Below are 26731 nucleotides of genomic sequence, written 5' to 3' on the forward strand. Positions count from 1 at the left end.
CCATGCAAACTCGTGACGATATTTTCAACACCCTGCGCGATGCTCTGGTCGAACTCTTCGAGCTGGACCCCGAGCGCATCAGCCTGGAATCCAACCTGTACCAGGATCTGGAAATCGACAGCATCGATGCGGTCGACCTGATCGATCACATCAAACGCCAGACCGGCAAGAAAATCGCCGCCGAAGAATTCAAATCGGTGCGTACCGTCAGCGACGTGGTCGAGGCGGTTTACCGTCTGGTTCAGCCCGCCGCATGAGCCGACTGATTGGCCTTGGCCTGCTGCTCGCAGGCCTGCTGTACCCCTTTGCGGTGTATTTCGGCATGGAGCATTTTGCCCCGTGGCAGTTCGGTCTGCTGCTGGGCAGCCTGTGGCTGGCGCGAGCGCTGACCGGCGAACGGCGCCCCGGCAGCCTGTGGATGTCCACGGTCGCCATCGCCTTCTGCCTGCTGCTGGCAGCGTTCGACAGCCCGGTGCTGCTGCGCTGGTACCCGGTGCTGATCAGCGCGTTCATGCTGGTGCTGTTCGGTCTTAGCCTGAAATACGGCCCGCCGATGGTCGAACGCCTGGCCCGCCTGCGAGAACCGGATTTACCGCCCAGGGCCATTCGCTACACCCGCCAGGTGACCATTGCCTGGAGCGTGTTTTTTCTCTGCAACGGTTTGTGCGCCGCCGCCCTGACCCTTTGGGCGCCGCTGAGCTGGTGGATGTTGTACACCGGCCTGATCTCCTATGGATTGATCGGCCTGATGTTTGCCATTGAATGGCTGATACGACAACGGGTACGAGGCCACCCATGAATTGGATAAAACTTGAGCAACTGCTGCTCAAGGCTCAGCCGGAGCGTGCCGTGACGGCCGAGCCGGCGTTGAATCACGCGCAATTGTGCGACCGGGCCCTGAGCCTGGCTGCCGGCCTGCAAGCCCAGGGTGTGCAGCGCATCGCCGTGCACCTTGAAGACGCCGCCGACCTGGCCATTGCCCTGCTCGGCGCCTGGCGTGCCGGGATCAGCGTACTGCTGCCCGCCGACCTGCAAGCGCAGACGCGCCAGCGCTGGTCGACCGAGGTCGATCTGTGGCTGACCGATCAGACCGACGATGCGCACCTGAGCGATTATCGGCATCCGCCGCTACCAGCCCACCCGCTGGACCTGGATCGTTGTCAGCTGAGCCTGTGCACCTCAGGCTCCAGTGGCGAACCCAAGCGCATCGACAAAACCCTGCGCCAACTGGCCAATGAAGTCGAAGCGCTGGAGCACTTGTGGGGCGCAGATCTGGGCGAAGCCTGCATCATCGGCAGCGTCGCCACCCAGCACATCTACGGCTTGCTGTTTCGGGTGCTGTGGCCGCTGTGCGCCGGGCGTTCGTTCGTGCGCAAGCAACTGGCTTTCCCGGAAGACTTGCAACGCGCCAGCCGCGAACACCCGGCCTTCGCCTGGGTCGCCAGCCCGGCATTGCTCAAGCGCATGGGCGACAACCTCGACTGGCCAGCGCTGAGCGCAGTGCGCCGAGTGTTCTCCTCCGGTGGCGCGTTACCCGCCGAAGCCTCGCAAAGCCTGTACGAACGCCTGCAACAATGGCCGACCGAGATCCTCGGCAGCTCGGAAACCGGCGGCATCGCCTGGCGTCAGGGCCAGGATCTCTGGCAGCCCTTCGCCGGCGTGGAGCTGAGCCAGGACAGCGATGGCGCCCTGCTTATCGCATCGCCATACCTGCCGGCAGGTCATATCGAACACACCGCCGATGCCGCGCGCATCGCAGCCGACGGCCGTTTCGAGCTGTTGGGGCGGCTGGACCGGATCGTCAAACTGGAAGAAAAACGTATCTCGCTACCCATGCTCGAACACGCGCTGATGGCGCACGCCTGGGTCGCCGAAGCGCGCCTGGGAGTGGTTCAGGAAAACCGCGCCTCATTGGGGGCGTTGCTGGTGCTCAGCGAGCGAGGTATGCACGCGTTGCGCAATCAGGGACGACGCAGCCTCACGCAAGCGTTGCGTCAGCATCTGAGCCAGCACTGTGAAACGCTGGCCCTGCCACGACGCTGGCGCCTGTTGCGGCAGTTGCCGCTGAACGCGCAGGGCAAACTGCCCCAGGCTGAGGTTGAAGCCTTGCTGCTGGCGCCCCGCCCAAAGGCGCCGCAAGTGCTGGAGCAGGTCGAAGCCGATGGTGAGTGGAGCCTGCAACTGGCCGTCCCGCCGGACCTGGCGTATTTCAGCGGACACTTTCCCCGGGCGCCGGTATTGCCCGGCGTGGTGCAAGTGGAGTGGGCATTGAGCCTGGGCCAGCAATTGATGGACCTGCCGGCAAAATTCGCCGGCATGGAAGTGCTGAAATTCCAGCAACTGGTGCGCCCTGGCGATGAAATCCAGTTGCACCTGCGCTTCGACCCGGCGCGCGGCAAATTGTATTTCGCCTATCGCAACGAAACCGCCACCTGCTCCAGCGGGCGGATTTTGCTGGAGGCTGCCAGCGATGCATAACCCCTGCGCCATAATCCCGGTCTACAACCACGAAACCGCCATCACTGCCGTGGTCGATGCGCTGCTAGCCTGTGACCTGCCATGCATTCTGGTGGACGATGCCAGTAGCCCCGCCTGCGCCAAGGTACTCGACCAACTGGCGCAGCGCGACAGGGTTTATCTGATCCGGCTCACCATCAATCAGGGCAAGGGCGGCGCAGTGATGACCGGTCTGCGGGAGGCTTCGCGCCTGGGCTTCAGCCATGCCTTGCAGGTGGACGCCGACGGCCAGCACGACCTGCAAGACGTCAAAGTCTTCATCGAATACTCACGCAACCATCCCGAGGCGGTGATCTGCGGCTATCCGCAATACGACGCCAGCGTGCCGAAAGGTCGTTTGTACGCGCGCTACCTGACTCACGTCATGGTCTGGATCAACACCCTGTCACTGCAGATTCGCGACTCGATGTGCGGCTTCCGTGTCTATCCGTTACCGCCAACCCTGGCACTGATCGACTCGGCCAGGATCGGCAAGCGCATGGACTTCGACTCCGACATCCTGGTGCGCCTGGCCTGGCGCAATCTGCCGATGCAGTGGCTGAAAACCAGGGTCCATTACCCTCTGGATGGCGTTTCACATTTCCGTCTGTTCTACGACAACGTACTGATTACGAGCATGCACACCCGGCTGTTCTTCGGCATGTTGCTGCGAGCACCGGTGATCCTCTGGCGACGGTGGCGGGCATGAACGGCAACGCAGACAAACAGCACTGGGCCGACCGCCAGGAGCGTGGCAGTTTCTGGCTGATGAAGTTCACCGCATTCTGCGCAAAGGTCCTGGGCCGACGCCTGCTGAGCCCGCTGCTCTACGGCATCGTGCTGTACTTTTTCCTGTTCGGACGCAGCGCCCGCCAAAGCGCCTGGCAATACCAGCAGCGGCTCGCCGACTGGAGCGGGCGCAGCGAATTGCGTCCGACTCATTGGCGGGTGTTCGGCCAGTTCATGGCCTTCGCCGATTCCATGCTCGACAAACTCGACGTGTGGAACGGCAAGCTGAGCATCGAGCAGATCGAAATCATCGACCCGGCGCTGCTGCGCAATAAACTGCGCGGCACACGCGGGCAGATGCTGGTGGGCGCGCACCTGGGCAATCTCGAGGTTTGCCGGGCACTGGCCGAGATCGGCGAGAAAGTCACCATGAACGTGCTGGTGCACACCAAGCACGCCGAGCAGTTCAACCGCCTGCTGGGCGAAGCCGGGGCAACCAATCTGCGGCTGATCCAGGTCAGCGAGCTCGACCCGGTGATCATGTTGCAACTGCATGAGCGCCTGGAGCGCGGCGAGTGGCTGGCAATTGCCGGCGACCGCGTGCCGCTGCATGGCGGGCGCAGCGTGACGGTGGATTTTCTCGGTCACCAGGCAGCGTTCCCGCAAGGCCCGTGGCTGCTGGCCGGTTTGCTGAAATGCCCGGTCAATCTGCTGCTGTGCCTGAAGAAGCCCACGGGCGACTATCGACTGACCCTCGAACCGTTCACCGAGGCGGTGGTGTGGAAACGCAGCGAGCGCGAACAGGTCATTCATCAGTGGGCTTCGCGCTATGCCGAACGCCTGGGTCACTATTGCCTCGAAGCGCCCCAACAATGGTTCAACTTTTACCCTTTCTGGAAGACCGATGACGACGCCAACGCTTGAGCCGGTAACCTTCGGCGAACTCCCTTTGTGCATCGAAGACGTGCTGGCCCTGGCCAACCGTCAGGTGCCGACGCAGTTGCAGGGCAACCCCGAGTTTCGCCAGCGCATTGCCAAGGGTCCGCAGTTCCTTGACTCCCTGCTGGACAAGGAAGGCGTGATCTATGGCGTGACCACCGGTTATGGCGATTCCTGTGTGGTGGCGGTGCCGCTGCACCACGTCGAAGCCCTGCCTCGTCATCTGTACACATTCCACGGCTGCGGCCTGGGCAAACTGCTCGATGCCCAGGCCACCCGTGCGGTGCTGGCGGCACGTTTACAGTCGCTGTGCCAGGGCGTGTCCGGGGTACGCGTGGAGTTGCTGGAGCGCCTGCAAGCGTTCCTCGAACACGACATCCTGCCGCTGATTCCGGAAGAAGGTTCCGTGGGCGCCAGCGGTGATCTGACGCCGCTGTCCTACGTCGCCGCGACCTTGTCCGGTGAGCGCGAAGTGATGTTCCGCGGCGAACGCCGGCAAGCGGCTGATGTGCACAAGGAACTGGGTTGGCAACCGCTGGTATTGCGCCCCAAGGAAGCCCTGGCGCTGATGAACGGCACCGCCGTGATGACCGGCCTTGCGTGCCTGGCTTACGCCCGTGCCGATTACCTGCTGCAACTGGCCACGCGCATCACCGCGCTGAACGTGGTCGCTTTGCAGGGCAACCCGGAGCACTTCGACGAGCGCCTGTTCGCCGCCAAACCCCATCCAGGGCAGATGCAAGTTGCCGCGTGGCTGCGCAAGGATCTGGCGATCGACGCGCCGACCGCGCCGCTGCATCGCCTGCAAGACCGTTACTCCCTGCGTTGCGCACCACACGTGCTCGGTGTGCTGGCCGACAGTCTGAACTGGCTGCGCTCGTTCATCGAGATCGAACTCAACAGCGCCAACGACAACCCGATCATCGACGCCGAAGCCGAACGCGTGCTGCACGGCGGGCACTTCTACGGCGGCCACATTGCGTTCGCCATGGACAGCCTGAAAAACCTGGTGGCCAACGTCGCCGACTTGCTCGACCGTCAACTCGCGCTGCTGGTGGACGAACGCTACAACCATGGCTTGCCGAGCAACCTGTCCGGCGCCACCGCCGACCGTGCGATGCTCAATCACGGCTTCAAGGCCGTGCAGATCGGCACCAGCGCCTGGACCGCCGAAGCCCTGAAAAACACCATGCCGGCCAGCGTCTTCTCGCGCTCCACCGAGTGCCACAACCAGGACAAAGTCAGCATGGGCACCATCGCTGCCCGCGACGCCATCCGCGTGCTGGAGCTGACCGAACAGGTTGCCGCCGCCACGCTGCTGGCCGCCAATCAAGGCGTGTGGCTGCGCGGCCAGGCTGAAGACGCGCGTCCACTGCCACCGGCCCTGGCCGCGATGCACGAGGAATTGGCCAAGGACTTCCCGCCGGTCATCGAAGACCGTGCCCTGGAAGGCGAATTGCGCCTGTGCCTGCAACGCATCGCCGAGCAACACTGGAGGCTGCATGCGTAGCAAGGGAGTGCTTCACACCGATACGGAAATCCTCGTCCCGTTCTTTGACGTCGACACCATGAACGTGGTCTGGCACGGCCATTACGTCAAATACCTGGAAGTCGCCCGCTGTGCGCTGCTGGACAGGATCGGCCACAACTACGACGCCATGGTTGCGTCGGGTTACGCCTGGCCGGTGATCGACTTGCAGTTGCGCTATGTGCGCGGCGCCGTGTTCGGCCAGAAGCTGAATGTGCGCGCCAGCCTGGTGGAATGGGAGAACCGACTGAAGATCAATTACCTGATCAGCGATCTCGCAACCGGCGAACGTCTGACCCGCGCTGTTTCAGTGCAGGTTGCCGTCGACATGAGCAGCCGCGAAATGCAGTTGGCTTCGCCCAAGGTGTTTACCGACGCGGTTGAAAGGGTGCTGCCATGAATTCGCTTTTCAAATGCCTTGGCGCTTTAGCGTTGCTCGGGCTTTCATCGTTGGCCCAGGCCTTCGATCTCCAGCAACTGAGCGATCAACTGGCCAAACCCGATGTGATCCACGGCAACTTCATCCAGGAAAAACACCTGCGCGCCCTGCCCCAGCCACTGACCAGCAAGGGCACCTTCGTTCTCGCGAAGAATCACGGCTTGCTCTGGCTGCTGAAAACGCCGCTGCAGCAGGACTACCGCATCAGCGACAAGGGCATTGCCCGGCGGGATGCCAGCGGCTGGCAAATGCTGCCGAGCAAGAGTGCCGGCGCCGAACAGAACCGTTTGTTCCTCGCCGTGCTGCAAGGCGACAGCAGTGGCCTGCAACGGGATTTCGAGCTGTCGTTGAGTGGCGATGCGCAGAACTGGAAACTGACCCTGACCCCGCGTTCGATGCTGCTCAAACAGGTGTTCAATCAGATCAACATTGACGGCGGCGAACTGGTACACAACATCGAGCTGCTCGAAACCCAGGGTGACCGAACCCTGTTGCGCATGCAGGACAGCACCAGCGCCCAACCTTTGAGCGATGCGGAGCAACATGACTTTGCCGAGTGAACGGATGCTGCCGCGGCTGTTCCTGGTCCTGCTGCTGGCGGTACTCGCACTCGCCGGTTGGCAGTGGCGCGACGGCACTCCGCTGTCGGCCAACCTGATGGAACTGGTGCCAGGCACCGCGCCGGACGCGCTGGAGTTGCGCGCCGAACAACGCATGCAAGAACCGCTGAACCGGGAAATGCTGGTGCTGGTCGGCCATAAAGACCGTCAGCAAGCCATCGCCATGGCGCAAAAACTCGGTGAACAGTGGCAAGCCAGCGGCGTGTTCGAAAAGGTCCAGTGGAACCTGCAAGCCGACTTGCCAGCGCTGCGCACGCAATTGCTGCAAGGCCGACTGGCGATGCTGTCCGCGGCCGACCGTCAGCAACTCATCGAGCATCCCGACGCCTTTATCCAGCAACGGGTACAAGCCCTGTTCGACCCCTTCACCGGGTTCAGCCTGGTGCCGAGCCAGGATGACTGGCTCGGCCTGACCGGGCGCATCCAGAACAGCCAGCCACAGCGCGGTTCGGTGCAGTTGGACATCGGCAGCGGCGTGCTGGTCGCCGATGCCGACGGCAAGAGCTGGGTGATGCTGCGGGCGCGAACCGTCGGCAACGCATTCGACATGAACCTGCCGCTGCAAGTGGCTGACCTGCTCCAGCACAGTCGCGAAGAAGCCGCCCAGGCGGATGTGCAACTGCTCGCTGCCAGCGGCCTGCTGTATGCCGCCAGCGGTCAACGGCAAGCCGCGCGCGAGATCACCTGGGTCGGTGGCGGCGCCACGATGGGGATTTTGTTGCTGCTGTTGCTGGCCTTCCGGCGTTGGCGGGTGGTGCTGGCGTTCGTCCCGGTGCTGGTGGGCATGCTGTTCGGCGCGGTGGCCTGCGTGGCACTGTTCGGTCAGATGCATGTGATGACGCTGGTGCTGGGCTCAAGCCTGATCGGCGTGGCGGTGGATTACCCACTGCATTACCTGTCGAAAAGCTGGAGCCTGAAACCCTGGCACAGTTGGCCGGCGTTGCGCCTGACCCTGCCAGGGCTGACGCTGAGCCTGATCACCAGTTGCATCGGCTACCTGGCCCTGGCCTGGACGCCGTTCCCGGCCCTGACCCAGATTGCCGTGTTCTCCGCCGCTGGCCTGCTCGGCGCTTATCTGTCAGCGGTGTGCCTGCTGCCGGCGCTGCTCAAGGGCGCGCAACTGCGTCCGGCGCAATGGCCGATGCGCATTGCCGAGTCTTTGCTGGCGCTGCGCGAGTCGCTGCTCAAATACGTACGCACGCCGGTGTTGCTGGCGCTGTTGATCGCCTTCTGTGTTGGCGGTCTGTTGCAGTTGCAAACAAAAAACGACATTCGCCAATGGGTCGGCGCACCGCAGCAACTGACGGACGAAGCCCAGACCATTGCGCGCATCACCGGCTATCAACCCACCAGCCAGTTTTTCCTGGTGCGCGCGGCCAATCAGCAGGAGTTGCTCGAACGCCAGACGGCACTGAGCGAGCGCCTGGATCAGTTGGTCAACCTGGAAAAACTCCAGGGCTACCTGTCGCTCAACCAGTTGGTCAGCCCGCCGAGCGAACAGCGCAAAGTGCGTGATGCTCTGGGCAAGCTGCCGCAGTTCTGGCAACCGTTGCTCGAGCTTGGCGTGCCTGCCGACGCGCTGCAAGCCGAGTTGGTGAAGCTACAGGCGCTGCCCACCGAAGATATCGACGCGGCCCTGGCCGGCCCATTGGCCGAGCCCTACCGCACCCTGTGGCTGGGGCCGACCGATAACGGCGTGGCCGCGATGGTCAGCCTGCAAGGTTTGAACAATCCGGCGTTGTTGCGGGTCCAGGCGCTGGACTTGCCGGGTGTGCAACTGGTCGACCGCCTCGGCGACCTGAACAAGGTATTTGCCGCAACTCAAATCAGCGCCGCTGAATTGAAACTCGCCTCCTGCGTATTGATCGTGCTGGTGCTGATTCTGCCATTCGGTCTCGGTGGCGCACTGCGAATTGTCTCCCTGCCACTACTGGCGGCCCTGTGCAGCCTGGCAAGCCTCGGCTGGCTCGGGCAGCCGCTGACGCTGTTCAGCCTGTTCGGCCTGCTGCTGGTGACAGCCATCAGCGTCGACTACGCGATCCTCATGCGCGAACAGATCGGCGGCGCCGCCGCGAGCCTGTTGGGCACCATGCTGGCAGCCGCAACCACATGGTTGTCGTTTGGCCTGCTGGCGGTATCCAGCACACCGGCGGTGAGCAACTTCGGCCTGTCGGTGAGCCTCGGCCTGGCGTACAGCTTCATCCTGGCGCCGTGGGCCGGACGCCAAGTCCACACCGCCCCGGTTGCGGAGCCAGCAGCGTGATGGTCACGGCGTTCTGGGTCATGGCCCTGGTGTTGTTCGCCATGGCCACCCACGTCGGTCGACGTTTCGGTCTGATTCCGATCGTCAGCCAGTTGTTGCTGGCAACCTTCGGCCTGCCGCTGCTGATGTATTTCTGGATCGAACCGGGCTGGCATCTCAGCGGTGCCGACCTGATCTCGCCGGGTTGGCTGAAGAACCTCTACAGCCTGAGCTTTGCCTTGCTGCTGGGGCATATCCTCAGCGACGTGATCGACCTGCGACTGGATCGCCAGAGCCTGAAAATCGCCCTGCCGAGTTTCTGCATTCCATTTGCCTGCGGGCTGGCGACAGCGGTCTGGCTACTGCCGCCACAGCCGTGGATCAGCTCGCTGGCGGTCGGTCTGTTGTTCGCCATCACCGCGATTCCGGTGTTGTACCTGTACCTGCGACACATCAACTACCCGCCCGCCGCCACCCGACGCCTGGTGCAGACCGCGATCCTGATCGACCTGACTTGCTGGACCCTGTTCGCGTTCGCCCAAGGCAGCCTGCACCTGAGCAGCCTCTTGCTGCCGCTGGCAGGCGCCTGTCTGCCGTTATTGCTGCGACTGCTCGGGTTGCGCCAACCGTTGCTGCACAGCGGCTGCTTCTTCGCGCTGCTGGTGGTCGCCGAGCACTTCAAGCTCAATGCGCTGATTTTCGGCATCGGTTACCTGCTGTGCATGGCCGCGCTCAAGGTGTCGCTGGTACTGCCATTGCCAACGGCGTGGATGAGTCGTTTGCAGACCTGGATCGCCATCCCGTTGATCCTCACGTTCGGCATCGTGCAGATCAACGTGCACAGCGCCCTCGACAATCTCGGTGGGGTGCAACTGGCCGCGCTCCTGTTGTTGCCGATCGCCAGCAAATTGTTGGGCAACTGGCTGGGCCTCGGCTGGGCCGGCGTCTCGTTTGAAGGTGCCAGCCGCTGGCGGGAAAGCCTTTTACTGAATATCCGCGGCTTGAGCGAGATCGTCTTTCTCAACCTGCTGCTGCAACAACAACTCATCAGCCCCGAGCTGTATTTCGCGCTGATGTTGATGGGCCTGGTCGCAACCCTGCTGCCGGCACTCGCCGGCATGCACCGAATCCCTTTGAACATCGCCGCCCCGGCAAGGAGCACCCGTGCCAACAGTTGAAATGGAACGTCGTCAGGTGGTGGTGATCGGTGCCGGCCCCTCGGGCGCCATCGCCGCCGCGCTGCTCAAGCGCAAAGGCCATGATGTGCTGATGATCGAACGCCAGCATTTCCCGCGGTTTTCCATCGGTGAAAGCCTGCTGTCCCACTGCCTGGATTTCGTCGAAGAAGCCGGCATGCTCGACGCGGTCAATGCGGCCGGTTTCCAATTGAAGAACGGTGCGGCATTCGCCTGGGGCGATCAGTACAGCACCTTCGATTTCGGTGAGACGTTCAGCAACGGCAAGCCGACGACCTTCCAAGTCCAGCGCGCCGACTTTGACAAACTGCTGGCCGATCAGGCTGAACTGCAGGGAGTCGACGTCCGTTACGGCGAAGCCATCGTCAGCGTTGATTTCAGCTTGGCGAAACCGCTGCTCGATGTGCTTCGCGAAGATGGCAGCCAATACCGCGTCGAGGCCGATTTCGTGCTCGATGCCAGCGGCTACGGTCGCGTACTGCCACGCTTGCTGGACCTTGAGGCACCGTCGAACTTTCCGGTGCGTCAGGCGGTGTTCACCCACGTCGAAGACTGTATCGACAGCCCGGCTTTCGAACGGGAAAAAATCCTCATTACCACCCATCCGACCCAGCGCGACATCTGGTTCTGGACCATCCCGTTCAGCAACGGTCGCTGCTCGGTGGGCGTCGTGGCAGCCGCCGAACACTTCGCAGGCCGCACCGAGAATCTGGACGACTGCCTGCGCGGCTTCATCGCCGAAACGCCAAGCCTGGCCGGGGTGCTGAACAATGCGGTGTGGGATACCCCTGCGCGGACCATCGGCGGCTACTCGGCCAACGTCAAAACCCTGCATGGCCCTGGCTTCGCCTTGTTGGGCAATGCCGCGGAATTTCTTGACCCGGTGTTCTCCTCCGGCGTGACCATCGCCATGCGTTCGGCGAGCATGGCCGCCGGGGTGCTGCACCGCCAACTGCAAGGTGAAAGCGTCGACTGGCAGACCGAATTCGCCGAACCGCTCAAGCGCGGCGTCGACACCTTCCGTTGCTACGTCGAAGGCTGGTACGCAGGGACTTTTCAGGATGTGATTTTCTATCAGGGCGGTACAGAAGATATTCGCCGCATGATCAGCTCGATCCTCGCGGGTTATGCCTGGGATGAACGCAACCCGTTCGTCAGCGAAGCCAAACGTCGACTGCGGATGATCTCAGACCTGTGCGCAAGGGACGCGACATGAGTTATTTGAGCGACAACTACGTCGAAGAAACCCGTTTCGGCTTCTGGTTCCTGCGCAGCCACACCTGGCAGCACCATGTATTGCGAGTGGCGATCAATGACTTGCGCAGCCTGTTCAGCACACCGTTGCCCAGCAATCCGGTCTTGCTGGACGCCGGGTGCGGCCAGGGCAAATCGTTCCAGTACCTGCGCCAGACCTTCGCGCCCAAGCATCTGATCGGGCTGGATGCCGACCCTCACAGCCTGAACCTGAGCGGCGAAGAAGCGGCCCGCCAGGGCATGGAGGTAGAGCTGATCGGCAGTGACTGCGCGAGCATTAAAGTGCCGGACGCCAGTGTCGATCTGCTGTTCTGTCACCAGACTTTCCATCATCTTGTCGATCAGGATCAGGCCCTGGCCGAGTTCTATCGGGTGCTCAAGCCGGGCGGTTATCTGCTGTTCGCCGAGTCCACCGAGGCTTACATTGATACGTGGGTGATTCGCTGGTTGTTCCGCCACCCGATGCACGTGCAAAAGAGCGCCGCCGGCTACCTGGAGATGATTCGTCGGCAGGGTTTTGAATTCGGCCCGAAAAACGTGTCTTACCCTTACTTGTGGTGGAGTCGCGCCAAGGATTTCGGCCTGCTCGAACGCTTCGGCTTGCGCCAGCCAAAACCCTTTGGCCAACGGGAAGAAACCCTGGTCAATGTGGTCGCGCGCAAGCCCCTTGAAGAGAGTGTCTGATGATCCGTTTCCTGCTTCTGGGTTGTGTCCTGCTACTGAGCGCCTGTGCCAGCCAGACGCCGCTGCCCGAGCGAACCCCGAACCTGGCGTTGCCACTGCAACTACACATCGAACGGCAGATGGCCGAGCAACGTCAGGACTGGCTCCTGGTGATCCAGCGTGAAGGCCCGGGCATTCGCTGGTCGATGATGGACCCGTTGGGGATTCCCGTGGCACGACAGAAACTGATCGATGGCCAATGGCAAGCCGACGGTCTGCTACCACCCAATCCGGAAGCCCGGGAGCTGTTCGCCGCCCTGTTGTTTGCATTGACCCCCGAAGGCGAGTTGCACGGCAACTATCCCGCCGCCCGACAGCATGACGGGCAACGGTCATTGTCAGCGCGCTGGAATATCCGCTATTCACAACCAAGTCTTTCGCAACCACCGAGCTTTGAATTGAACGTGTCCCAAGGCCCGCATTATCGCGTCACCCCGTTAGGCGAAAACACGCCATGACCGCTTACCTGAATGCCCTCGGGGTAATCTGCGCCCTCGGCCGCGACAAGCAGGAAGTCGCCCGCAACCTGTTTGCCGGCGATTGCTCGGGCATACGCAACGAGGCCGGCTGGGTCGCGGAGCGCTCGTTGCCAGTGGCGGCGGTGCGTGGTGAGCTGGCACCGATTCCGGCTGAGCTGGCTCATCAAAGCAGTCGCAACAATCAATTGCTGCTGGAGGCCGCGCTGCAAATTCGCCAAGACATTGAGCAGGCGATCCAGACCTACGGCCGCGACCGTATCGGCGTCATTCTGGGCACCAGCACCTCAGGCATCGACGAAGCCAGCCGCGGCCTGGCCCATTACATCCGCGAACATCACTTCCCGGCCGATTATGACTATCAGCAGCAAGAGCTCGGCGCACCGGCGACGTTTCTCGCCGACTGGCTGCAATTGAGCGGCCCGGCCTATGTGATCTCCACCGCCTGCACCTCCAGCGCCCGCGCGCTGATGAGTGCCCAACGACTGCTCGACCTGGGCATGTGCGACGCCGTGTTGTGCGGTGGTGTCGACAGCTTGTGCAAGCTGACCCTCAACGGTTTCTCGGCCCTGGAAGCGGTGTCCGAGCAGCGCTGCAACCCGTTTTCGGCGAACCGCAACGGCATCAATATCGGCGAAGCCGCGGTGCTGTTCCTGATGAGCAAAACCGCCAGCGGCGGCCAACCGATTGCTTTGCTCGGCAGTGGTGCCAGCTCCGATGCACACCATATTTCCGCGCCGGAACCCACCGGCCGTGGCGCCCGGCAAGCCATGCACAAAGCCTTGAGCCGCGCAGGCCTGCAACCCCAACAAATCAGCTATCTGAACCTGCACGGCACCGCCACCCAACACAATGACGCCATGGAAAGCCTGGCGGTGACGGCGCTGTTTCCACAAGGCGTGCCTTGCTCATCGACCAAACCGATGACCGGCCATACCCTCGGCGCCGCTGGTGCCCTGGAAGCGGCGTTCTGCTGGTTGAGCCTGAGCGCGGATAACCACGAGCATGCCCTGCCGCCCCATGTCTGGGACGGGCAGCCCGACCCCGAGTTGCCGGCGTTGCATTGGGTGACCCCGACCGACCACCTGACGTCCATTGCACCCCGCTACCTGATGAGTAATTCCTTTGCCTTTGGTGGCAATAACGTCAGCCTGATTATCGGAGACGCCTCATGATTACCTGGCCGCTCGCCGAATTGCTGCCCCATGCCGGCGACATGATCCTCATCGATCAGATCCTGTCGTTCGACGACGAGCAGATCTATACCCGACTCACCGTCAAACCCGGCGGTCTGTTCAATCGCCCCGACGGCAGTCTGCCGGCCTGGGTCGGCATCGAGCTGATGGCCCAGAGCGTCGCCGCTTATGCCGGTTGCCATGCGCGCCAGAAAGGCAATGCGGTGGAACTGGGCTTCCTGCTCGGCAGCCGCAAATTCGAATGCAACGTGGAACACTTCCCCGCCGGCACCGAGCTGACTATCCACGGGATACGCTCGCTGGAAGACGATAACGGCATGGGCGTATTCGAATGCCACATCACCGCCCCCGGCATCCACGCGACCGCTCGGTTGAACGTGTTCCGCCCGCCTCAAGCCGCTCAATATCTGCATGAATCCCAAGGAGTCGAGTGATGACTGAATCCGTACTGGTCACCGGCTCCAGCCGTGGTATTGGCCGCGCCATCGCATTGCGTCTGGCCCGAGCGGGGCATGACATCGTGCTGCACTGCCGCAGCGGCTTGGCGGACGCCGAAGCCGTCAAAGCCGAAGTGGAAACCTTGGGCCGCAACGCGCGCATCCTGCAATTCGACGTCAGCAACCGCGCCAGCTGCAAAGCGATCCTTGAAGCCGATGTCGAAGCCCATGGCGCCTATTACGGCGTGGTGCTCAACGCTGGCCTGACCCGCGACGGTGCTTTTCCGGCCCTGAGCGAGGAGGATTGGGATGTGGTGATGCGCACCAACCTCGACGGTTTCTACAACGTGCTGCACCCGGTGATGATGCCGATGATCCGTCGTCGCGCCGCCGGACGGATTGTCTGCATTACTTCGGTGTCCGGGCTGATCGGCAATCGCGGGCAGGTCAATTACAGCGCCTCCAAGGCCGGTCTGATCGGCGCGGCCAAGGCATTGGCGATTGAGCTGGGCAAGCGCAAAATCACGGTTAACTGTGTCGCACCCGGCCTGATCGACACGGCGATGCTCGATGAAAACGTGCCGGTGGAAGAACTGATGAAAATAATCCCCGCACAACGCATGGGCACCCCGGAAGAGGTGGCCAGCGCAGTGAATTTCCTGATGTCGGCGGAAGCTTCGTACATCACCCGGCAGGTTCTGGCCGTCAACGGAGGCCTGTGCTGATGAAGCGCGTCGTCGTCACCGGCATGGCCGGCATCACCTCACTGGGCAGCGACTGGGACACCATCGCCGCCAACTTCGCCGCCAACCGCAGCGGCATTCGTCGCATGCACGAGTGGGATCGCTTTACCGAACTCAATACCCGCCTGGCCGGGCCGATAGACGACTTCGAGGTGCCCGGCCACTGGACGCGCAAGCAACTGCGCAGCATGGGCCGGGTATCGCGGCTAGCGGTCGGCGCTGCAGAACAGGCCCTGGCGGACGCCGGGCTGTTGGGTGATGAGTCGATCAAGGACGGGCGCATGGGCGTGTCCTGCGGCTCGTCCACCGGCAGCACCGACGAGATCAAGGCGTTCGGCAAAATGTTGCTCAACTCGGTGGCCGAAGGCCTGAACGCCAACTCCTACGTGCGGATGATGCCGCACACCACGGCAGCGAATATCAGCATCTTCTTCGGCCTCACCGGCCGACTGATCCCGACCTCCAGTGCCTGCACCAGCGGTAGCCAGGGCATCGGTTACGCCTACGAGTCGATCAAGTTCGGCCGCCTGCCGCTGATGCTCGCCGGCGGCGCCGAAGAGCTGTGCCCGACCGAGGCCATGGTGTTCGATGCGCTCTACGCCACCAGCCTGAAAAACGATGCCCCGCAAACCAGCCCGCGCCCTTACGACAGCGGCCGCGATGGCCTGGTCATCGGTGAGGGCGGCGGCATGCTGGTACTCGAAGAACTCGAACACGCCCTGGCACGTGGCGCCCGCATCCACGCCGAGATCGTCGGTTTCGGCAGCAACGCCGACGGCCAGCATGCCACCCGCCCCGAGCTGATCACCATGCGCCGGGCCATGGAGCTGGCTTTGGAAGACGCCGGGCTCGACCCAAGCGCCATCGGTTATGTAAATGGTCACGGTACGGCGACAGAACAGGGCGACATTGCCGAAACACTGGCGACCAACAGTTTGTTCGGCGAACACATGCCGATCAGCTCGCAGAAGAGCTTCCTCGGCCACACCCTGGGAGCCTGCGGCGCGCTGGAGTCCTGGTTCAGCATCGAAATGATGAACCGCGACCTGTACGTGCACACCTTCAACCTCGACGAGGTCGATCCGCAGTGCGGCAAGCTCGATTACCTGCGCGGCGAATTCCGGCAGATGAGCAACCAGTATGTGATGAACAACAACTTCGCTTTTGGTGGGGTCAACACCTCGTTGATCTTCCGCCGCTGGTCGTAAACGAAATACCAGGGTCAAGGAGACCAGCATGCCGGCGCCAACGCCGTGACCAACCTCGTCAGCTTCTACAAGAGCAATGAGCGCAAGGATGCCAAGACCTATGAGTACCACGCTGGGGCGATCATGGCCGGGGTTGCGTTGAAGGGGGATTTGGCGAAGGTTCAGCAACAACACTTGAGGTGAAGGGGCTTGCCCCCACGCTCAGCGCAGGGGCCGCCCAGACACTTACTGCGCTTGAATCAACTTGCTTTCAGCGACACCAGCACGGCCTGTCTTGTCGTCGACGACTTGCAGGTTGTTACGCGCCTTGATGAAACCCACTTTCACTTCCTGCCAGACAAAGTAGTTTTTGCCCGCTTCTGCGGTGAGTTTCAGTTCCGAGTCGTTTTCCGCCGAAGACACCAGCGTCTGCTGGCCAGCCGGGACGGCCAACATCAGATAGGACTTGGCGACTGTCTGCCCTACAGGCTTGCCATTGAGGGTCACCGGCATTTTCACCCCGGCGCCCATGCTCTCGTTGCGATAAACGTAGATATTGGCTTTGTCGGGGCTCACTTGGAAAGTCTTCGCTTGAGCGTCCTGGGTCTCATCGGCCATTTTTACCGAAGCACAACCACCGGTCAGAGCAAACAATGCCAGCAATGCGGTGAACGTTAACTGCTTGAACATCCTGTATCTCCCTAGTTTGTGATGAGTCCAATGACGGTATCGGCCGATACGTTAAAAGACCTAGGGCTGCACCCAATAAAAACCTTGTAGCGCTATGGCATCAGCTTACGCGTCAACAACTCCACAAACGCCTTGGCCATCGGCGACTTCTGATCCTTGCGCTGCACCAGCCACACCGCCGAAATCGCCTCTGGATCGAGCAATGGCCGATACACCACGCCATCAATGCGCATCCGCTGATAAGACGCCGGCAACACCGATACCCCCAAACCCGCCGCCACCAGCCCGATGATGGTCATCGCCTCGCCCGCCTCCTGGGCAAAGTGCGGGCTGAAGCCGGCGTCCCGCGCCAGGCTGAGCAGTTGTGCGTACAGACCGCTGCCATAGCTGCGCGGGAAAAATACGAACGGCTCGAGGGCCAGAGCGGACAGGAACAGACCTTCTTCGCTGCCATCCACCAGCGGATGCTTGGAGCTGAGCACCGCCACCAATGGCTCACGCATCAGTTCCACCACGCTGAGGGAGTCCGGCAAGCCCAACGGTCGCATGATGCCGACCTCGATCGACTCGTCCACCAGCGCATCGGCCACTTGGGTGCTGCTCATTTCCCGCAGGTTCAGGTGCACCGCCGGGAAGCGCTGGCGAAATGAGAAAATCGCCTGGGGAATGGTCGAGTTGAACGGCGCCGACGAGGTGAAGCCGATCTTCAGTTCACCCAATTCACCAAGTTGTGCCCGCCGAGCCACATCCGCCGCTTTGTCGACCTGCGCCAGCGCCAGCCGCGCCTCTTCCAGAAACAGCCGACCGGCCTCACTCAGCTCGACCCGACGATTGGTCCGCTCGAACAGACGCGCCCCCACTTCCTGTTCCAGCGCCTGAATCTGCTGGCTCAGCGGCGGCTGCGAGATGCCCAGCACTTGGGCGGCGCGGCCGAAATGCAGTTCTTCGGCGACGGCAATGAAGTAGCGCAGGTGACGCAATTCCATGAAAGCTCCATTAGGTCGTTAAACCTATCAAACAGGTCGAACAATATATTGGATAGAAACATTAGCCAGCTATATGATTTTTTCATTGCCTGACCGGCTGCGTCCTCCGAGGTCCGAAGTGAAAACTGCTGTCGCCCCACTCGCCCATGAAATCCCGCCCGCCGCGCTGAATGATGTCGTCGCTGAACACAACGAGATCTACATCGAGAAAGGCACACCGATGTTTATGCGCACGGTGCTGGCGCTGTTCTCCGGAGGCTTCGCGACCTTTGCCCTGCTCTACTGCGTACAGCCGATGATGCCGCTGCTGTCCCGCGAGTTTTCCATCAATGCGGCCCAGAGCAGCCTGATCCTGTCGGTCGCCACCGGCCTTCTCGCCATCGGCTTGCTGATCACCGGCCCCATCTCCGATCGCATCGGGCGTAAACCGGTGATGGTCGCCGCACTGTTCGCCGCCGCACTGTGCACCATGGCCAGTGCGATGATGCCGAGCTGGCAAGGCGTGCTGGTGATGCGGGCGCTGGTCGGGCTGTCGTTGAGCGGTCTGGCGGCGGTGGCGATGACTTACCTGAGCGAAGAGATCCACCCGCAGCACATTGGCCTGGCCATGGGCTTGTACATCGGTGGCAATGCCATCGGCGGCATGTGTGGACGCTTGATCGTCGGGGTGCTGATCGACTTCGTCAGCTGGCACACGGCAATGCTGGTCATCGGCGGCCTGGCGCTGATTGCCGCCGCGGTGTTCTGGAAAATCCTCCCCGAATCGCGCAACTTCCGCGCCCGCTCGCTGCACCCGCGTAGCCTGCTCGACGGCTTCACCATGCACTTTCGCGACGCCGGCCTGCCGCTGCTGTTTGTCGAAGCGTTCGTGCTGATGGGCGCGTTCGTTACCCTGTTCAACTACATCGGCTATCGCCTGCTGGCCGAGCCGTATCACATGGACCAGGCCTTCGTCGGGCTACTCTCGGTGGTGTACCTGTCGGGCATCTACAGCTCGGCGAAAATCGGCGCCCTGGCCGACCAGCTCGGCCGGCGCAAAGTGCTCTGGGCAACCATTGTGGTGATGCTCGCGGGCCTTGCGTTGACGATGTTTACGCCCCTGCCAGTAGTGATCTTCGGCATGCTGGTCTTCACCTTCGGCTTCTTCGGCGCGCATTCGGTGGCCAGCAGCTGGATCGGTCGTCGCGCGACCAAGGCCAAGGGGCAGGCGACGTCGTTGTACCTGTTCAGCTATTACGCCGGGTCGAGTATCGCGGGTACGGCGGGCGGTATGGCCTGGCATCTGGGTGGCTGGAACGGGATCGGGCTGTTCATCAGCGGATTGCTGGTGATTGCGCTGTTGGTGGCGTTGAAATTGGCGAAGTTGCCGCCGTTGGAGAATTTGAAAGCTTAAGGCTGCGATCTTTTTGATTTTGATGCAAAAACGCCCGGCAAATGCCGGGCGTTTTTTATCGGGCGACGATCACTCGTGATACTGCGCCGACAGCTCATGCACCGCGCGCAAGAAAGCGCCTGCGTGCTCCGGATCGACTTCCGGGGTAATGCCATGGCCGAGGTTGAACACGTGGCCACTGCCCTTGCCATAGCTGGCGAGGATCCGGCCGACTTCGGCGCGGATGGCTTCTGGCTTGGCGTAAAGCACGGTCGGGTCCATGTTGCCTTGCAGGGCGACTTTGTTGCCGACGCGTTGACGGGCCTCACCGATGTCGCAAGTCCAGTCCAGGCCTAGCGCATCAGCGCCGGCGTCGGCGATGCTTTCCAGCCACAGGCCGCCATTCTTGGTGAACAGGATGACCGGCACTTTGCGGCCTTCATGTTCGCGGATCAGGCCGCTGACGATTTTGCGCATGTAGGCCAGGGAGAATTCCTGGTACGCCGCCGCCGAGAGATTACCGCCCCAGGTGTCGAAGATCTGCACCGCTTGCGCGCCAGCCAGGATCTGGCCATTGAGGTACGAGGTGACCGACTGCGCAAGCTTGTCCAGCAGCAGGTGCATGGCTTGCGGGTTGTCGTAGAGCATGGCCTTGGTCTTGCGGAAGTCTTTCGACGAACCGCCTTCAACCATGTAGGTGGCCAGGGTCCATGGGCTGCCGGAAAAACCGATCAGCGGCACACGGCCGTTCAGTTCGCGGCGGATGGTGCTGACTGCGTCCATGACGTAGCCGAGGTCTTTCTGTGGATCAGGAATCGGCAACGCTTCGATGTCAGCCAAGGTGCTGACGACTTTCTTGAAGCGTGGACCTTCACCGGTCTCGAAGTACAGGCCCTGGCCCATGGCATCGGGGATGGTCAGGATGTCGGAGAAGAGGATCGCCGCGTCCAGTTGTGGATAGCGGTCGAGCGGTTGCATCGTGACTTCGCAAGCGAACGCCGGGTTCATGCACAGGCTCATGAAGTCACCGGCCTTGGCACGGCTGGCGCGGTATTCAGGCAGGTAGCGACCGGCCTGACGCATCATCCACACGGGGGTGACGTCTACGGGTTGCTTGAGCAGGGCGCGAAGGAAACGGTCGTTCTTCAGGGCAGTCATGTCGGCATCCGGAAAAAAAGTGCGGGCATTTTCTCAGAGCGCGACGCAAAAGGCACGGCAAGAGCCGATCCTTTTGTCTATCGGGTCAATTTGTCGCGGTGAAATGCAGACTTTGCAGCACCACAAAACACTGTAGGAGCCGGCTTGCTGGCGATTCAGACGACGCGGTGTATCAGGTACACCGCGTTATCGTTCATCGCCAGCAAGCCGGCTCCTACAGGGTCAGGCGTCGATCAGACGCCCAGGTAATCCAGGATTCCTTCGGCGGCATTGCGGCCTTCGAAGATCGCCGTCACCACCAGGTCGGAACCGCGCACCATGTCGCCACCGGCGAAGATTTTCGGGTTGCTGGTCTGGTGCTTGTACTGGCCTTGCTCCGGCGCCACGACGCGGCCCTGGCTGTCGGTCTGGATGCTGAACTGCTCGAACCACGACGCCGGGCTTGGACGGAAACCGAACGCGATGACCACGGCGTCGGCCGGGATGATCTCTTCGGAACCCGGGATCGGCTCGGGGCTGCGACGGCCACGGGCATCCGGCTCGCCGAGACGGGTCTCGACCACCTTCACGCCTTCGACACGGTCTTCACCGACGATTGCGATCGGCTGGCGGTTGTAGAGGAATTTCACGCCTTCTTCCTTGGCGTTCTTCACCTCTTTGCGCGAGCCCGGCATGTTCGCTTCGTCACGACGATAGGCACAGGTCACTGCCTTGGCGCCCTGACGGATCGAGGTACGGTTGCAGTCCATCGCCGTGTCACCGCCGCCCAGAACCACCACCTTCTTGCCTTTCATGTCGACGAAATCTTCCGGCGACTTTTCAAAGCCCAGGTTGCGGTTGACGTTGGCGATCAGGAAGTCCAGCGCGTCGTGCACGCCTGGCAGGTCCTCGCCGGCGAAGCCGCCCTTCATGTAGGTGTAGGTGCCCATGCCCATGAAGACCGCATCGAACTCTTCGAGCAGTTGTTCCATGGTCACGTCCTTGCCCACTTCGGTGTTCAGGCGGAACTCAATGCCCATGCCGGTGAAGACTTCGCGGCGATTGCTCAGCACGGTCTTTTCCAGCTTGAACTCGGGAATGCCGAAGGTCAGCAGACCGCCGATTTCCGGGTTCTTGTCGAACACCACCGGCGTCACGCCGCCACGCACCAGCACGTCGGCACAGCCCAGGCCCGCAGGGCCCGCACCGATTACCGCAACACGCTTGCCAGTCGGCTTGACCTTGGACATGTCCGGGCGCCAGCCCATGGCGAACGCGGTGTCAGTGATGTACTTCTCGACCGAACCGATGGTCACTGCACCGAAACCGTCATTGAGGGTGCAGGCACCCTCGCACAGACGATCCTGCGGGCACACCCGGCCGCAGACTTCCGGCAGGGTGTTGGTCTGGTGCGACAGCTCGGCGGCCTGGAGGATGTTGCCCTCGGCCACCAATTTGAGCCAGTTGGGAATGAAGTTGTGCACCGGGCACTTCCATTCGCAATACGGGTTACCGCAGCCCAGGCAGCGGTGGGCCTGGTCGGCCGACTGCTGGGGTTTGAACGGTTCGTAGATTTCCACGAACTCTTTCTTGCGTTGACGCAACAGTTTCTTCTTCGGATCCTTGCGCCCGACATCGATGAACTGGAAGTCGTTATTCAGACGTTCAGCCATTGTTAAAACCTCATCAAACTCTTCAGGCGCATATCACTGCGGGTTGGCACGGGTGCTGGAAAGCAACGATTTCAGGTTGGCAGCCTTGGGCTTGACCAGCCAGAAACGACGCAGATAGTCATCGAGGTTTTCAGCGAGGTTACGACCCCACTCGCTGTCGGTTTCCTCGACGTATTCGTTCAGCACGCGTTGCAAGTGGCTGCGATAGGCTTCCATCGCCTCACCGCTGATCCGCTGGATTTCCACCAGTTCGTGGTTGACCCGGTCAACGAAGGTGTTGTCCTGGTCGAGCACGTAGGCGAAACCGCCGGTCATGCCTGAGCCGAAGTTGTAACCGGTCTTGCCCAGAACGCAGACGAAACCACCGGTCATGTACTCGCAGCAGTGATCGCCTGTGCCTTCCACCACGGTGTGAGCACCGGAGTTACGCACCGCGAAACGCTCGCCAGCGGTGCCGGCGGCGAACAGCTTGCCGCCAGTGGCGCCATACAGGCAGGTGTTGCCAATGATGGCACTGTCCTGCGTCTTGTAGAGGCTGCCTTTCGGCGGAACGATTACAAGTTTGCCGCCGGTCATGCCTTTGCCGACGTAGTCGTTTGCGTCGCCTTCCAGGTACATGTTCAGGCCACCAGCGTTCCACACGCCGAAGCTCTGACCCGCCGTCCCTTTGAAGCGGAAGGTGATCGGCGCGTTGGCCATGCCCTGGTTACCGTGTTTGCGGGCGATTTCACCGGAGATCCGCGCGCCGATGGAACGGTCGCAGTTGCAGATATCCAGGGCGAAATCGGCACCGCTCAGGTCGTTGATTGCCGAGGTGGCCATGTCGACCATTTTCTCGGCCAGCAGGCCTTTGTCGAACGGCGGGTTGCGGTCGACCTGGCAGAATTGAGGCTTGTCTGCCGGGATGTGATCGCTGCCGAGCAACGGAGTCAGGTCCAGGTGGTTCTGCTTGGCGGTCTGGCCTTCGAGGACTTCCAGCAGATCGGTACGACCGATCAGCTCTTCGAGGGAGCGCACGCCCAGCTTGGCCAGCCACTCACGGGTTTCTTCGGCGACGTAGGTGAAGAAATTCACCACCATGTCGACGGTCCCGATGTAGTGATCCTTGCGCAGCTTCTCGTTCTGAGTCGCAACGCCGGTGGCGCAGTTGTTCAGGTGGCAGATGCGCAGGTATTTGCAGCCCAGGGCGATCATTGGCGCGGTGCCGAAGCCGAAGCTTTCAGCGCCGAGAATGGCTGCCTTGATCACGTCGAGGCCGGTTTTCAGGCCACCATCGGTTTGTACCCGGACTTTGCCGCGCAGGTCGTTGCCACGCAGGGTCTGGTGGGTTTCGGCCAGGCCGAGTTCCCACGGCGCACCCGCGTATTTGATCGAGGTCAGTGGCGATGCACCGGTGCCGCCGTCGTAGCCGGAGATGGTGATCAAGTCCGCGTAGGCCTTGGCCACACCGGCCGCGATGGTGCCAACGCCCGCTTCTGCCACCAGCTTCACCGAAACCAGCGCATTCGGGTTGACTTGTTTCAGGTCGAAAATCAGCTGCGACAAGTCTTCGATCGAATAGATGTCGTGGTGCGGCGGAGGCGAAATCAGGGTCACGCCCGGCACTGCGTAACGCAGCTTGGCGATCAGACCGTTGACCTTGCCGCCTGGCAACTGACCACCTTCGCCGGGCTTGGCACCCTGGGCGACTTTGATCTGCAGCACTTCGGCGTTGACCAGGTATTCCGGGGTCACGCCAAAGCGGCCAGTGGCGACTTGCTTGATTTTCGAGCTCTTGATGGTGCCGTAGCGCGCCGGGTCTTCGCCGCCTTCGCCGGAGTTCGAACGCGCACCGAGGCGGTTCATGGCTTCGGCCAGGGCTTCGTGGGCTTCCGGCGACAGGGCGCCCAGCGAAATACCAGCGGAGTCGAAGCGCTTGAGCACCGACTCCAGAGGCTCGACTTCGCTGATGTCCATCGGCGTGTCGAGGGTCTTGACCTTGAGCAGGTCGCGGATCATCGACACCGGGCGGTTATCCACCAGTGACGTGTATTCCTTGAACTTGCTGTAGTCGCCCTGCTGCACTGCGGCTTGCAAGGTGTTGACCACGTCAGGGTTGTAGGCGTGATATTCGCCACCGTGGACGAACTTCAGCAGACCGCCTTGCTGGATCGGCTTGCGCGGGCTCCAGGCTTCGGCCGCCAGGGCTTTCTGCTCGGCTTCGATGTCGACGAAGCGTGCACCCTTGATGCGGCTTGGCACACCACGGAAGCTCAGTTCGCAGACTTCTTCGGACAGACCGATGGCCTCGAACAGCTGCGCACCGCGATACGACGTGATGGTCGAGATGCCCATCTTCGACAGGATCTTGAGCAGGCCCTTGGTGATGCCTTTGCGGTAGTTCTTGAACACCTCATAGAGGTCGCCCAGCACTTCACCGGTGCGGATCAGGTCACCCAGCACTTCATAGGCCAGGAACGGGTAGACCGCCGAGGCGCCGAAACCGATCAGCACCGCGAAGTGGTGCGGATCACGAGCGGTCGCGGTTTCCACCAGAATGTTGGAGTCGCAACGCAGGCCTTTTTCGGTCAGGCGATGGTGCACGGCACCGGTCGCCAGCGAAGCGTGGATCGGCAGCTTGCCCGGAGCAATGTGACGGTCACTCAGTACGACCTGGGTGCGACCGGCGCGAACGGCTTCTTCAGCCTGATCGGCGACGTTACGCACCGCGGCTTCGAGACCGACGCTCTCGTCATAGTTGAGGTCGATGATCTGACGCTCGAAGCCTGGGCGATCGAGGTTCATCAGCGAGCGCCACTTGGCCGGAGAAATGACCGGCGAGCTGAGGATCACGCGCGAGGCGTGTTCCGGCGACTCCTGGAAGATGTTGCGCTCAGCACCGAGGCAGACTTCCAGTGACATGACGATGGCTTCGCGCAGCGGGTCGATCGGCGGGTTGGTGACCTGCGCGAACTGCTGACGGAAATAGTCGTACGGCGTGCGCACGCGCTGGGACAGCACGGCCATCGGCGTATCGTCACCCATCGAGCCGACGGCTTCGTAGCCTTGCTCGCCGAGCGGACGCAGCACCTGGTCGCGCTCTTCGAACGTGACCTGGTACATCTTCATGTACTGCTTGAGCTGGTCGACGTCGTAGAACGCTGAACCGTGGTCGTTGTCTTCCATGGTCGCCTGAATGCGCAGGGCATTCTTGCGCAGCCATTGCTTGTACGGATGACGGGACTTCAAGCGGTTGTCGATGGCGTCGGTGTCGAGGATCTGACCGGTTTCGGTGTCCACGGCAAAGATCTGGCCCGGGCCGACACGCCCCTTGGCGATCACGTCCTCAGGCTGGTAGTTCCAGACACCGATTTCCGAGGCCAGGGTGATGAAACCGTTCTTGGTGGTCACCCAACGCGCCGGCCGCAGGCCGTTACGGTCGAGCAGGCACACCGCGTAGCGACCGTCGGTCATTACCACGCCGGCCGGGCCGTCCCACGGTTCCATGTGCATCGAGTTGTATTCGTAGAACGCACGCAGATCCGGGTCCATGGTTTCGACGTTCTGCCACGCAGGCGGGATGATCATCCGCACGCCACGGAACAGGTCGATGCCACCGGTGACCATCAGCTCGAGCATGTTGTCCATGCTGGAGGAGTCGGAACCGACACGGTTCACCAGCGGGCCGAGTTCATCCAGATCCATCAGATCATTGGTGAACTTGGTGCGACGGGCCTGCGCCCAGTTACGGTTGCCGGTGATGGTGTTGATTTCGCCGTTGTGGGCAAGGAAGCGGAACGGCTGCGCCAGCGGCCATTTCGGCAGCGTGTTGGTCGAAAAGCGCTGGTGGAACACGCAGATCGAAGTTTGCAGGCGCTGGTCGCTCAGGTCTGGATAGAAGGCGGTCAAATCCGCCGGCATCATAAGGCCTTTGTAAATAATGGTCTTGTGGGAAAAGCTGCAGATGTAGTGATCGACATCGGCGGCGTTGGCCACGGACGAACGACGACGGGCGCTGAACAGCTTGATCGCCATGTCCTGATCGCTCAGGCCTTCACCACCGACGAACACTTGCTCGATCAGCGGCAGGCGCTCGAGGGCCAGGCGGCCGAGGACGCTGGTGTCGATCGGCACTTTGCGCCAGCCGACCAGGGTCAGGCCTTCGGCCAGGATTTCGCGGTTCATGTTCTCGCGAGCGGCTTCGGCTTTCACCGGATCCTGGTTGAAGAAGACCATGCCCACGGCATATTGCTTGGGCAGTTCGACGCCGAAGGTTTCCTGGGCGATGGCACGCAGGAACACATCCGGCTTTTGAATCAGCAGACCGCAACCGTCACCGGTCTTGCCGTCGGCGTTGATCCCACCGCGGTGGGTCATGCAGGTCAGGGCCTCAATGGCCGTTTGCAAAAGGGTATGACTGGGCTCGCCCTGCATATGGGCTATCAGGCCAAAACCGCAGTTATCCTTGAATTCATCTGGTTGGTACAGACCTGCTTTCATAGACACTTTCTCACCAGGCTGCCTCTTACCGAGGCAAATTTCTTTTCAATTCAACCAGTTACCATCCACGCCGAACGTACGCCAGCTTTGCGGGGCAAAAGGGAGGTCATTGTACACACCGACACAGAGGCTCACAAATTTGACGACGAAATGTCGCAAATCTATGTCGCATTTGTGAAAGGTTTAAAG

The 26731-nt window shown here is 61.8% G+C and carries 23 protein-coding genes and 1 pseudogene; 19 read left to right on the forward strand and 5 right to left on the reverse strand.

Annotated features, from left to right (window positions below; translation table 11 throughout):
* Positions 1 to 2 precede the first annotated feature (2 nt).
* The 18 genes and pseudogenes from ACEN8R_RS22030 to ACEN8R_RS22115 form a co-directional block, all read left to right on the forward strand.
* Positions 3 to 257 (forward strand): acyl carrier protein, encoded by a 255-nt coding sequence (locus tag ACEN8R_RS22030; RefSeq protein WP_007936741.1) that lies wholly within the window; start codon positions 3 to 5, stop codon positions 255 to 257.
* The gene (locus ACEN8R_RS22035; RefSeq protein WP_018928589.1) at positions 254 to 799 is read left to right on the forward strand and encodes a COG4648 family protein; all 546 of its coding nucleotides are present in this window, start codon (positions 254 to 256) and stop codon (positions 797 to 799) included. Before ACEN8R_RS22030 ends, ACEN8R_RS22035 begins: the two co-directional genes overlap by 4 nt.
* Positions 796 to 2478, forward strand: coding sequence for an acyl-CoA synthetase family protein (locus ACEN8R_RS22040; protein ID WP_018928590.1), 1683 nt, complete (start codon positions 796 to 798; stop codon positions 2476 to 2478). Before ACEN8R_RS22035 ends, ACEN8R_RS22040 begins: the two co-directional genes overlap by 4 nt.
* Complete coding sequence (locus tag ACEN8R_RS22045; protein WP_018928591.1) at positions 2471 to 3205, forward strand: glycosyltransferase family 2 protein; 735 nt, start codon at positions 2471 to 2473, stop codon at positions 3203 to 3205. Before ACEN8R_RS22040 ends, ACEN8R_RS22045 begins: the two co-directional genes overlap by 8 nt.
* Positions 3202 to 4149, forward strand: a complete 948-nt coding sequence (locus ACEN8R_RS22050; RefSeq protein ID WP_018928592.1) for a lysophospholipid acyltransferase family protein — start codon at positions 3202 to 3204, stop codon at positions 4147 to 4149. The genes ACEN8R_RS22045 and ACEN8R_RS22050 overlap by 4 nt, the downstream gene beginning before the upstream one ends.
* Positions 4130 to 5674: an HAL/PAL/TAL family ammonia-lyase gene (locus tag ACEN8R_RS22055; RefSeq protein ID WP_018928593.1), complete on the forward strand. Its 1545-nt coding sequence runs from the start codon at positions 4130 to 4132 to the stop codon at positions 5672 to 5674. The genes ACEN8R_RS22050 and ACEN8R_RS22055 overlap by 20 nt, the downstream gene beginning before the upstream one ends.
* Positions 5667 to 6092 (forward strand): acyl-CoA thioesterase, encoded by a 426-nt coding sequence (locus ACEN8R_RS22060; RefSeq protein WP_018928594.1) that lies wholly within the window; start codon positions 5667 to 5669, stop codon positions 6090 to 6092. The genes ACEN8R_RS22055 and ACEN8R_RS22060 overlap by 8 nt, the downstream gene beginning before the upstream one ends.
* Complete coding sequence (locus ACEN8R_RS22065; protein WP_018928595.1) at positions 6089 to 6691, forward strand: outer membrane lipoprotein carrier protein LolA; 603 nt, start codon at positions 6089 to 6091, stop codon at positions 6689 to 6691. Before ACEN8R_RS22060 ends, ACEN8R_RS22065 begins: the two co-directional genes overlap by 4 nt.
* Positions 6675 to 9014 carry an MMPL family transporter gene (locus ACEN8R_RS22070; protein ID WP_018928596.1) on the forward strand — a complete coding sequence of 780 codons (2340 nt, stop codon included), beginning with the start codon at positions 6675 to 6677 and terminating at the stop codon, positions 9012 to 9014. The genes ACEN8R_RS22065 and ACEN8R_RS22070 overlap by 17 nt, the downstream gene beginning before the upstream one ends.
* Positions 9014 to 10171, forward strand: a complete 1158-nt coding sequence (locus ACEN8R_RS22075) for a cation:proton antiporter (protein WP_258614405.1) — start codon at positions 9014 to 9016, stop codon at positions 10169 to 10171. The genes ACEN8R_RS22070 and ACEN8R_RS22075 overlap by 1 nt, the downstream gene beginning before the upstream one ends.
* The gene (locus tag ACEN8R_RS22080) at positions 10158 to 11405 is read left to right on the forward strand and encodes an NAD(P)/FAD-dependent oxidoreductase (protein WP_495624364.1); all 1248 of its coding nucleotides are present in this window, start codon (positions 10158 to 10160) and stop codon (positions 11403 to 11405) included. The genes ACEN8R_RS22075 and ACEN8R_RS22080 overlap by 14 nt, the downstream gene beginning before the upstream one ends.
* Complete coding sequence (locus ACEN8R_RS22085) at positions 11402 to 12127, forward strand: class I SAM-dependent methyltransferase (protein ID WP_495624365.1); 726 nt, start codon at positions 11402 to 11404, stop codon at positions 12125 to 12127. The genes ACEN8R_RS22080 and ACEN8R_RS22085 overlap by 4 nt, the downstream gene beginning before the upstream one ends.
* Positions 12127 to 12624 (forward strand): DUF3261 domain-containing protein, encoded by a 498-nt coding sequence (locus tag ACEN8R_RS22090; RefSeq protein WP_018928600.1) that lies wholly within the window; start codon positions 12127 to 12129, stop codon positions 12622 to 12624. The genes ACEN8R_RS22085 and ACEN8R_RS22090 overlap by 1 nt, the downstream gene beginning before the upstream one ends.
* Positions 12621 to 13817, forward strand: coding sequence for a beta-ketoacyl-[acyl-carrier-protein] synthase family protein (locus ACEN8R_RS22095; RefSeq protein ID WP_018928601.1), 1197 nt, complete (start codon positions 12621 to 12623; stop codon positions 13815 to 13817). Before ACEN8R_RS22090 ends, ACEN8R_RS22095 begins: the two co-directional genes overlap by 4 nt.
* Entirely contained in the window at positions 13814 to 14272 is a 459-nt protein-coding gene (locus ACEN8R_RS22100; RefSeq protein WP_018928602.1) for a hotdog family protein, read from the forward strand. Before ACEN8R_RS22095 ends, ACEN8R_RS22100 begins: the two co-directional genes overlap by 4 nt.
* On the forward strand, positions 14272 to 15000 hold the full coding sequence (gene fabG / locus ACEN8R_RS22105; RefSeq protein WP_495624366.1) for a 3-oxoacyl-ACP reductase FabG: 729 nt from the start codon (positions 14272 to 14274) through the stop codon (positions 14998 to 15000). Before ACEN8R_RS22100 ends, fabG begins: the two co-directional genes overlap by 1 nt.
* Positions 15000 to 16226, forward strand: a complete 1227-nt coding sequence (locus tag ACEN8R_RS22110; RefSeq protein ID WP_018928604.1) for a beta-ketoacyl-ACP synthase — start codon at positions 15000 to 15002, stop codon at positions 16224 to 16226. The genes fabG and ACEN8R_RS22110 overlap by 1 nt, the downstream gene beginning before the upstream one ends.
* 15 nt (positions 16227 to 16241) lie before the next feature.
* Positions 16242 to 16409, forward strand: a pseudogene (locus ACEN8R_RS22115) (excinuclease); the annotation flags it as partial.
* Between the two features lie 42 nt (positions 16410 to 16451).
* Here ACEN8R_RS22115 and ACEN8R_RS22120 read toward each other — a convergent pair.
* Together ACEN8R_RS22120 and ACEN8R_RS22125 are read right to left on the reverse strand one after the other, a co-directional pair.
* On the reverse strand, positions 16452 to 16895 hold the full coding sequence (locus tag ACEN8R_RS22120) for a DUF2846 domain-containing protein (protein WP_018928606.1): 444 nt from the start codon (positions 16893 to 16895) through the stop codon (positions 16452 to 16454).
* A gap of 92 nt (positions 16896 to 16987) precedes the next feature.
* Positions 16988 to 17881, reverse strand: a complete 894-nt coding sequence (locus tag ACEN8R_RS22125) for a LysR family transcriptional regulator (protein WP_018928607.1) — start codon at positions 17879 to 17881, stop codon at positions 16988 to 16990.
* A 118-nt stretch (positions 17882 to 17999) separates the two neighbouring features.
* Between ACEN8R_RS22125 and ACEN8R_RS22130 the strand changes: the two genes are divergently transcribed.
* A complete protein-coding gene (locus tag ACEN8R_RS22130; protein ID WP_018928608.1) occupies positions 18000 to 19274 on the forward strand; it encodes an MFS transporter in 1275 nt (424 codons plus the stop codon).
* A 69-nt stretch (positions 19275 to 19343) separates the two neighbouring features.
* Here ACEN8R_RS22130 and hemE read toward each other — a convergent pair whose 3' ends face one another.
* From hemE to gltB, 3 genes are all read right to left on the reverse strand, one after another.
* Positions 19344 to 20411: a uroporphyrinogen decarboxylase gene (gene hemE, locus ACEN8R_RS22135; RefSeq protein ID WP_018928609.1), complete on the reverse strand. Its 1068-nt coding sequence runs from the start codon at positions 20409 to 20411 to the stop codon at positions 19344 to 19346.
* A 233-nt stretch (positions 20412 to 20644) separates the two neighbouring features.
* Complete coding sequence (locus ACEN8R_RS22140) at positions 20645 to 22063, reverse strand: FAD-dependent oxidoreductase (protein WP_007936832.1); 1419 nt, start codon at positions 22061 to 22063, stop codon at positions 20645 to 20647.
* A 33-nt stretch (positions 22064 to 22096) separates the two neighbouring features.
* Positions 22097 to 26542, reverse strand: coding sequence for a glutamate synthase large subunit (gene gltB, locus ACEN8R_RS22145; protein WP_064615931.1), 4446 nt, complete (start codon positions 26540 to 26542; stop codon positions 22097 to 22099).
* Between the last annotated feature and the right edge of the window lie 189 nt (positions 26543 to 26731).

Source organism: Pseudomonas sp. Pseusp15 (genome assembly GCF_059492165.1).

Excerpts from the sequence above, each read along its gene's own strand:
- ACEN8R_RS22030 (WP_007936741.1), top strand. The coding sequence starts at position 3 with ATGCAAACTCGTGACGATATTTTCAACACCCTGCGCGATGCTCTGGTC.
- ACEN8R_RS22035 (WP_018928589.1), top strand. The coding sequence starts at position 254 with ATGAGCCGACTGATTGGCCTTGGCCTGCTGCTCGCAGGCCTGCTGTAC.
- ACEN8R_RS22040 (WP_018928590.1), top strand. The coding sequence starts at position 796 with ATGAATTGGATAAAACTTGAGCAACTGCTGCTCAAGGCTCAGCCGGAG.
- ACEN8R_RS22045 (WP_018928591.1), top strand. The coding sequence starts at position 2,471 with ATGCATAACCCCTGCGCCATAATCCCGGTCTACAACCACGAAACCGCC.
- ACEN8R_RS22050 (WP_018928592.1), top strand. The coding sequence starts at position 3,202 with ATGAACGGCAACGCAGACAAACAGCACTGGGCCGACCGCCAGGAGCGT.
- ACEN8R_RS22055 (WP_018928593.1), top strand. The coding sequence starts at position 4,130 with ATGACGACGCCAACGCTTGAGCCGGTAACCTTCGGCGAACTCCCTTTG.
- ACEN8R_RS22060 (WP_018928594.1), top strand. The coding sequence starts at position 5,667 with ATGCGTAGCAAGGGAGTGCTTCACACCGATACGGAAATCCTCGTCCCG.
- ACEN8R_RS22065 (WP_018928595.1), top strand. The coding sequence starts at position 6,089 with ATGAATTCGCTTTTCAAATGCCTTGGCGCTTTAGCGTTGCTCGGGCTT.
- ACEN8R_RS22070 (WP_018928596.1), top strand. The coding sequence starts at position 6,675 with ATGACTTTGCCGAGTGAACGGATGCTGCCGCGGCTGTTCCTGGTCCTG.
- ACEN8R_RS22075 (WP_258614405.1), top strand. The coding sequence starts at position 9,014 with ATGGTCACGGCGTTCTGGGTCATGGCCCTGGTGTTGTTCGCCATGGCC.
- ACEN8R_RS22085 (WP_495624365.1), top strand. The coding sequence starts at position 11,402 with ATGAGTTATTTGAGCGACAACTACGTCGAAGAAACCCGTTTCGGCTTC.
- ACEN8R_RS22090 (WP_018928600.1), top strand. The coding sequence starts at position 12,127 with ATGATCCGTTTCCTGCTTCTGGGTTGTGTCCTGCTACTGAGCGCCTGT.
- ACEN8R_RS22095 (WP_018928601.1), top strand. The coding sequence starts at position 12,621 with ATGACCGCTTACCTGAATGCCCTCGGGGTAATCTGCGCCCTCGGCCGC.
- ACEN8R_RS22100 (WP_018928602.1), top strand. The coding sequence starts at position 13,814 with ATGATTACCTGGCCGCTCGCCGAATTGCTGCCCCATGCCGGCGACATG.
- fabG (WP_495624366.1), top strand. The coding sequence starts at position 14,272 with ATGACTGAATCCGTACTGGTCACCGGCTCCAGCCGTGGTATTGGCCGC.
- ACEN8R_RS22110 (WP_018928604.1), top strand. The coding sequence starts at position 15,000 with ATGAAGCGCGTCGTCGTCACCGGCATGGCCGGCATCACCTCACTGGGC.
- ACEN8R_RS22120 (WP_018928606.1), bottom strand. The coding sequence starts at position 16,895 with ATGTTCAAGCAGTTAACGTTCACCGCATTGCTGGCATTGTTTGCTCTG.
- ACEN8R_RS22125 (WP_018928607.1), bottom strand. The coding sequence starts at position 17,881 with ATGGAATTGCGTCACCTGCGCTACTTCATTGCCGTCGCCGAAGAACTG.
- hemE (WP_018928609.1), bottom strand. The coding sequence starts at position 20,411 with ATGACTGCCCTGAAGAACGACCGTTTCCTTCGCGCCCTGCTCAAGCAA.
- ACEN8R_RS22140 (WP_007936832.1), bottom strand. The coding sequence starts at position 22,063 with ATGGCTGAACGTCTGAATAACGACTTCCAGTTCATCGATGTCGGGCGC.
- gltB (WP_064615931.1), bottom strand. The coding sequence starts at position 26,542 with ATGAAAGCAGGTCTGTACCAACCAGATGAATTCAAGGATAACTGCGGT.